The sequence below is a fragment of the Pseudomonas agronomica genome (assembly GCF_025917275.1).
GTDB classification, from domain to species: domain Bacteria; phylum Pseudomonadota; class Gammaproteobacteria; order Pseudomonadales; family Pseudomonadaceae; genus Aquipseudomonas; species Aquipseudomonas agronomica.
Genome location: NZ_JAOSHO010000276.1, coordinates 1 through 6740, shown reverse-complemented (window position 1 = coordinate 6740; position 6740 = coordinate 1). Strand labels below are relative to the sequence as shown.

General features: G+C 60.8%; 6 protein-coding genes. 3 read left to right on the top strand and 3 right to left on the bottom strand.

Features of this window, described 5'->3' with window-relative positions; genetic code table 11:
• Positions 1-47 precede the first annotated feature (47 nt).
• A complete protein-coding gene (gene tcuC, locus OC610_RS18160) occupies positions 48-1346 on the bottom strand; it encodes an MFS transporter (RefSeq protein ID WP_264429565.1) in 1299 nt (432 codons plus the stop codon).
• A 225-nt stretch (positions 1347-1571) separates the two neighbouring features.
• On the opposite strand from tcuC, the gene OC610_RS18155 reads away from it, so the two are divergent.
• Positions 1572-2558, top strand: a complete 987-nt coding sequence (locus OC610_RS18155; RefSeq protein ID WP_264429563.1) for an FAD:protein FMN transferase — start codon at positions 1572-1574, stop codon at positions 2556-2558.
• Positions 2559-2756: 198 nt separating this feature from the next.
• Positions 2757-4151: a Si-specific NAD(P)(+) transhydrogenase gene (sthA, locus tag OC610_RS18150; RefSeq protein ID WP_003183399.1), complete on the top strand. Its 1395-nt coding sequence runs from the start codon at positions 2757-2759 to the stop codon at positions 4149-4151.
• Positions 4152-4193: 42 nt separating this feature from the next.
• Here sthA and OC610_RS18145 read toward each other — a convergent pair whose 3' ends face one another.
• Both OC610_RS18145 and OC610_RS18140 read right to left on the bottom strand, forming a co-directional pair.
• On the bottom strand, positions 4194-4916 hold the full coding sequence (locus OC610_RS18145) for a glycerophosphodiester phosphodiesterase (RefSeq protein WP_030139963.1): 723 nt from the start codon (positions 4914-4916) through the stop codon (positions 4194-4196).
• Positions 4913-5509 carry a PilZ domain-containing protein gene (locus OC610_RS18140; protein ID WP_264429557.1) on the bottom strand — a complete coding sequence of 199 codons (597 nt, stop codon included), beginning with the start codon at positions 5507-5509 and terminating at the stop codon, positions 4913-4915. The genes OC610_RS18145 and OC610_RS18140 overlap by 4 nt, the downstream gene beginning before the upstream one ends.
• A 94-nt stretch (positions 5510-5603) precedes the next feature.
• On the opposite strand from OC610_RS18140, the gene OC610_RS18135 reads away from it, so the two are divergent.
• Positions 5604-6740 (top strand): lipoprotein-releasing ABC transporter permease subunit (locus tag OC610_RS18135; protein ID WP_264429555.1); only part of this gene is annotated, 1137 nt, incomplete at its 3' end.

Here is a 6740-nt window from a genome sequence, read left to right as displayed (position 1 = left end):
TGTGGGAGCGAGCTTGCTCCGGGCGGCGATCCGACGATGGCGATCTGTCAGGCGCTGCCCACTACCGAGGCCCGCGCGGTGCGCAGTTCATGCCGATTGCCCTTGAACAGTACCAAGGTCGCAATCAACCCCAGCACCGCCGCGCCACTGAGCCAGATCCCCGGTGCTGCCTTGTTATCCAGCACATGGATCAGATAGGTACAGGCCGCCGGGGTAAAACCGCCGAAGGTGGCGGTGGCCAGGCTGTAGGCCAGGGAAAAACCGGTGGTGCGCACTTCGACCGGCATGATTTCCGTCAAGGCGACCACCATGGCCCCATTGTACGATCCATACAGGAAGGACAGCCACAACTCGACCATCAGCAAATGGCCGAAACTCGGGTTCGCCACCAGCCAGGACAATGCCGGGTACGCGGTCAGGATCGCCAGGATCGTCGCCCCCAGCAGTAGGGGTTTGCGTCCGATCTTGTCGGAAAGCGCGCCCATCACCGGCAGCCAGAAGAAGTTCGACAAGCCGATGCACACGGTGACGAGCAGGGCATCCAAATCCGACAGATTCAACTCGGCCTTGCCAAACGTCGGCGTGTAGGCGGTGATCAGGTAGAACGAAACCGTGGTCATGACCACAAGCGCCATGCCGGCCAGGACGATACCGAAGTTCTGACCGATGGAACGGGTGATTTCCGACAAGGTAGGGCGATGTTTTCTGGCCTGGAATTCAGGCGTTTCCTCCAGTGAGCGGCGAATCATGAAGATGACCGGCACGATCAGGCAACCGATAAGGAACGGCACGCGCCAGCCCCATTCGCCCATTTCCTGCGGGCTCAACCAGTGATTGAGGCCAACACCCAGCAGGCCGGCGAACACCACCGCAGCCTGTTGGCTGGCGGACTGCCAACTGACGAAGAAACCCTTGCGCCCCGGCGTGGAAATTTCCGCGAGGTACACCGATACGCCGCCCAGTTCCACGCCAGCGGAAAAACCTTGCAGCAATCGACCCAGCAACACCAGCAACGGTGCCGCCACGCCCAATGTGGCGTAGCCCGGCACGCAGGCAATCAGCACCGTGCCAGCGGCCATCAGTGCCAGGGTGATGATCAGGCCTTTGCGACGGCCGTGGCGGTCGATGTAGGCACCGAGGAAAATCGCGCCCAGCGGACGCATCAGGAACCCCGCGCCGAACGTGGCCAGCGACAGCATCAGCGAGGCGAAGGCGCTGTCGGTCGGAAAGAATGTCTTGGCGATGGCCGTGGCGTAGAAGCCGTAGACCATGAAGTCGAACATCTCTAGGAAGTTGCCGCTGACGACGCGGAAAATCGCCTTGCCGTTGCTCGTATTGGAAGACATGGTTAGGTACTCACTCTGGCAAATCTTGTATGAAAACGCTGCAGCCCCGGTGGGAGCGAGCTTGCTCTCGATAGCGGTGTGTCAGTCACCTGGGTACTGATTCTGTCGCCATCGCGAGCAAGCCTGCTCCCACAGGTTTTTTGCGCGCGTCTGTAGCCCATAATGGCCGGCGCGGTTTTGAGGGGAGATGAAGATTTGTTAACTGGACGATGGACAGCGCTTGTGATGTTGGCAGGCGTGTTATCCGCTTGCGGCAACGGCGATACCCTGGAGCGCTTCGACGGCCCGACCATGGGCAGCCGCTATTCCATCCAGTATGTCAGGCATGTCGCCACGCCCGGTCCGAAAACGGTGCAGGACGAGGTGGAAAAGATCCTCGCCGAAGTGGATCGGCAACTCTCCACCTACCGCAGCGACTCGGACATCGAGCGTTTCAATGCGTTGCCTGCTGGCAGTTGCCGGGTGATGCCCGGTCCGGTTCTCGAGTTGATCAGCGTGGGCGAGCAACTGTCGTCGCAAAGCGACGGCGCCTTTGACCTGACCGTTGAGCCTCTCTTGAATCTCTGGGGGTTCGGTCCTCAGTCCCGTAAAGAACAGGTGCCGAGCGCCGAGGCCCTGGCCGAAGTACGCCAGCGCGTGGGTCATGGACATTTGCGCATCAAGGGCGACCGGTTGTGCAAGGACGCCACGGTGGAAGTCGATTTCAACAGTATCGCGGCCGGTTACGCCGTGGACCGCATCGCCGCCAGGCTCCAGGCTTTGGGCATCGACAGCTATCTGGCCGAGGCCACCGGTGAACTCAAGGCCGTCGGGCGCAAGCCGGATGGCTCGCCCTGGCGTATCGCCCTTGAAGAACCACGGGACGATCGACAAGTGGCCGAGCGTGTCATTGAGGTCAATGGTTACGGGGTTTCAACGTCGGGTGATTACCGTAAATACTTCGAGCAGGGCGGCAAGCGTTATTCCCACACCTTTGATGCGCGCACGGGGGCTCCGGTCCTACACAACCTGGCGTCAGTCACGGTAATTCATCCTTCAGCAATGATGGCCGATGGACTATCGACGCTGTTGCTGATTCTCGGTCCTGAACAGGCTTGGGACTATGCCCAGAAACACGGCATCGGGGTATTTTTCGTATTGCGGGACGATGACCGTTTCGTCGTTCGAACAAGCGATGCGTTTGAACGGATGAGTCACGGAAAATCCCAATGATGACAGCGACCTGAAAGGTAAGATGTGGCAAAAACTAGCCTACGACGCGACCAAGGGGTAATGTGCGCGGCGTTGACGCTTCTATAGACTGTGGCCGGGCTCGTGAACCGGCCCCAAATTGTTCCTTCATGCCGCCGGCCGGCATGATTTAGCCGTCGGTGCCAAGCGTGGCATCGCGGCCTGTTCTGAGGAGTACGCATGGCTGTCTACAACTACGACGTGGTAGTACTGGGTTCCGGCCCTGCTGGGGAAGGCGCGGCGATGAACGCGGCCAAGGCAGGGCGCAAAGTGGCGATGGTCGACAGTCGTCGGCAGGTCGGCGGCAACTGCACCCACTTGGGCACCATCCCGTCCAAGGCCTTGCGTCACTCGGTCCGGCAGATCATGCAGTTCAACACCAACCCGATGTTCCGTGCCATCGGCGAGCCGCGCTGGTTCTCCTTCCCGGACGTGCTCAAGAGCGCCGAGAAGGTCATCTCCAAACAAGTGGCTTCGCGTACCGGCTACTACGCCCGCAACCGCGTGGATGTGTTCTTCGGCACCGGCAGCTTCGCCGACGAGCAGACCGTCGAAGTGGTCTGCGGCAATGGCGTGGTCGAGAAGCTGGTGGCCAAGCACATCATCATCGCCACCGGTTCGCGCCCGTATCGCCCGGCCGATATCGATTTCAACCATGCGCGTATCTACGATAGCGACACCATCCTGAGCCTGGGTCACACCCCGCGTAAGCTCATCGTCTACGGCGCCGGCGTGATCGGTTGCGAATACGCCTCGATCTTCAGCGGTCTGGGTGTGTTGGTGGAGCTGGTGGACAACCGTGGCCAGTTGCTGAGCTTCCTTGACTCGGAAATCTCCCAGGCCCTGAGCTATCACTTCAGCAATAACAACATCACTGTGCGCCACAACGAAGACTACGACCGCGTGGAAGGCGTTGACAATGGCGTCATCCTGCACCTCAAGTCCGGCAAGAAGATCAAGGCCGACGCCTTGCTATGGTGCAACGGTCGTACCGGCAACACCGACACCCTGGGCCTGGAAAACATCGGCGTGAAGGTCAACAGCCGTGGCCAGATCGAAGTCGACGAGAACTACCGCACTTGCGTGCCGAACATCTACGGTGCCGGTGACGTGATCGGCTGGCCGAGCCTGGCCAGTGCCGCCCACGACCAGGGTCGTTCAGCTGCCGGCAGCATTGTCGACAATGGTAGCTGGCGCTTCGTCAACGACGTGCCGACCGGCATCTACACCATTCCGGAGATCAGCTCGATCGGTAAGAACGAACAGGAATTGACCCAGGCCAAGGTGCCTTATGAAGTGGGCAAGGCCTTCTTCAAGAGCATGGCGCGGGCGCAGATCGCCGGCGAGCCGCAAGGCATGCTGAAGATCCTCTTCCATCGCGAGACCCTGGAAGTGCTGGGTGTGCACTGCTTCGGCTACCAGGCTTCGGAGATCGTCCACATTGGCCAGGCGATCATGAACCAGCCTGGCGAACTGAACACGCTGAAATACTTCGTGAACACCACGTTCAACTACCCGACCATGGCCGAAGCCTATCGGGTAGCCGCGTACGACGGGCTCAACCGGCTTTTTTGAGCGGCTCCGGCCGGTGGCCTGAGCCGGCCGGGGAGACCGATTTCAGCAATTCTCGAGGGTGGCAGTGGCCAAACCGGGAAAGTCTGTAATCAGGCTGTCAGCGCCAAAATCGGCGAGCCTGCGCATGAGCGCGGGCTCGTTGACCGTCCACACCGACACATGCAGCCCCTGGCGCTGCGCCTTGATCAGGCGTTCCGGCGTACACAGGGTCCAGTTCAGCGCCAGAATCTCGCAGCCGTAGCTCTGGGCGACCTTCAACGGGTCGAGCCAGGCGTATTCGGCCACCAGTCCACGGGAAATGTCCGGGGTCAGGTCCAGGGCTGCCTTGAGTACTTCCCGGGAGCTGGAGGTGATGGTGATCCTGTCCAGCAGCCCGAAGCGTTGGGCCATTTCACGAATGCCCAGCACGGTCGCGGCGGCACGGGTGCGTGACGCGCTTTTCACCTCGAGCTGCCAGTGTTCGAAATCACATTTTTCGAACAGTTCTTCCAATCGCGGAATCGGGCACGGCTTGATCCAGCCCGGGCCACCCTTGCGCGCATCGTAGGTCACCAGTTCGGCGGCGGTGTGTTCGACCACCTTGCCCCGGCGATCCGTGGTGCGCTTGAGGGTCGGGTCGTGGATTACCATCAACTCGCCGTCCATGGACAAGTGCAAGTCCAGCTCGCAACGGCGCACGCCGTGCTTGAGGCATTCCTGGAAGCCGGTGAGGGTGTTTTCCGGTGCTTCGCCCTTGGCGCCGCGGTGGCCATAGATGAGGGTCACGGTTCTTCCTTATTGATGCCAGATTCGTTCAGTTCCCGGGCCAGGCGCCGTTCGTGCGCCTGTTTCTGCAGGATGTAGCGGGCCAGCAATTGACGCTGGGCGTCGGTCGGGTGCTCAAACTCGGTACCGACGTCGTAGCCGCCACCCTTCGGATCGCAATGGGTGACCCGCGCCCGCAACAACAAGCCGAGGGCCTGGGGCATCAGCACCAGCTTGATTGACAGGTGCGCCCCGACGGCGATGGGGGTGGGGTATTGGAAGTCGATGCCGCCTTCGGAAATGATCACCGGCTGGGGTTCGCCGATTTCACCGAGCACGGTCACGGCGATGACCTGGCTGAGCAGGTCGAGGCGTTTGTTCATCGCCTTGAGGTACGCCGCGATGCTGCGCTCGCGCTCGCTGATCTGGCGCAACAGGTGCTGTGACTCGAATTCGCTCAGGTGCAGTTCGCTGAGCAGATTGAACAATGGGGACTCATCCTGCAACACTTCCTGGCTGGCGGCTTCAGGAATGGACAGGGGCCGAATTTCCAGTGCGATCGTGTCCTCGATACGGTAGTATTCGCGGCGATCTTCTTCATCTAATGTCGACATGGCGAACCCATGGTAGCGGCGGTGGTCTGAGTGTAAAGCTGGTTTGTGACCCCCGCCACAAGGACGTTCCTTTTCCCTCCGAACAAGCCCCGACATGTTCAGACCTCTCTTCGTATTCATCGGCACGCGTTATACCCGTGCAAAGCGTCGCAATCATTTCGTATCGTTCATTTCCCTGACCTCTATCATCGGATTGGCCCTTGGCGTGGTCGTGATGATCGTCGTGCTGTCGGTGATGAATGGCTTCGACCATGAAATGCGCACCCGCGTGCTGGGCATGGTGCCCCACGCGACCCTCGAATCCGGCGACGCCATCAGCGACTGGCCGAGCCTGGCTGCCAAGGTCAAGCAGACCCCGCAGGTGCTGGCCGTCGCGCCGTTCACCCAGATGCAAGGGCTGCTAACCAATGACGGCAAGGTCTCCAAGGTCTTGCTCAACGGCATCGACCCGGCGCTGGAACGGCAAGTGTCGATCATCGACAACTTCATGAAGCAGGGCAAACTCGACGACTTGGCGCCGGGCGATTTCGGCATCGTGATTGGCGACAAGGCCGCGGCCAAGCTCGGCGTGGCCATCGGCGACAAGCTGACCTTCGTCGCGCCGGAAGTCACCGTCACGCCGGGCGGCATGTTCCCCCGCATGAAACGCTTTACCGTGGTCGGCATTTTCCATGTCGGCGCTGGCGAGCTCGACGGCTACCTTGGCGTGACCAATCTCCAGGATCTGGCCCGCCTGCATCGTTGGAAACCGGACCAGGTCCAGGGCCTGCGGTTGAAGTTCGATGACCTGTTCCAGGCGCCGCGCGTTGCCTGGAACATCGCCCAGCAGCTTGGCGAAGACCGTTACTATGCCCGTGACTGGACGCGCACCCACGGCAACCTGTACCAGGCGATCCGCATGGAAAAAGCCATGATCGGCCTGCTGCTGTTGCTGATTGTCGCCGTGGCGGCGTTCAACATCATTTCCACGCTGGTGATGGTGGTGAACGACAAGAAGGGCGACATCGCGATCCTGCGCACCCTCGGCGCCACGCCGGGGCAGATCATGCGCATCTTCATGGTCCAGGGCACCGTTATCGGTGTCATCGGTACGTTTGTCGGGGCCCTGGTCGGGATGTTCGCCGCGCTGAACGTCAGCGCCGCGATTGCCGGTCTCGAAACCCTGATCGGGCACAAGTTTCTCAACGCCGACGTGTACTTCATCGACTACCTGCCATCGCAGTTGCAGGCC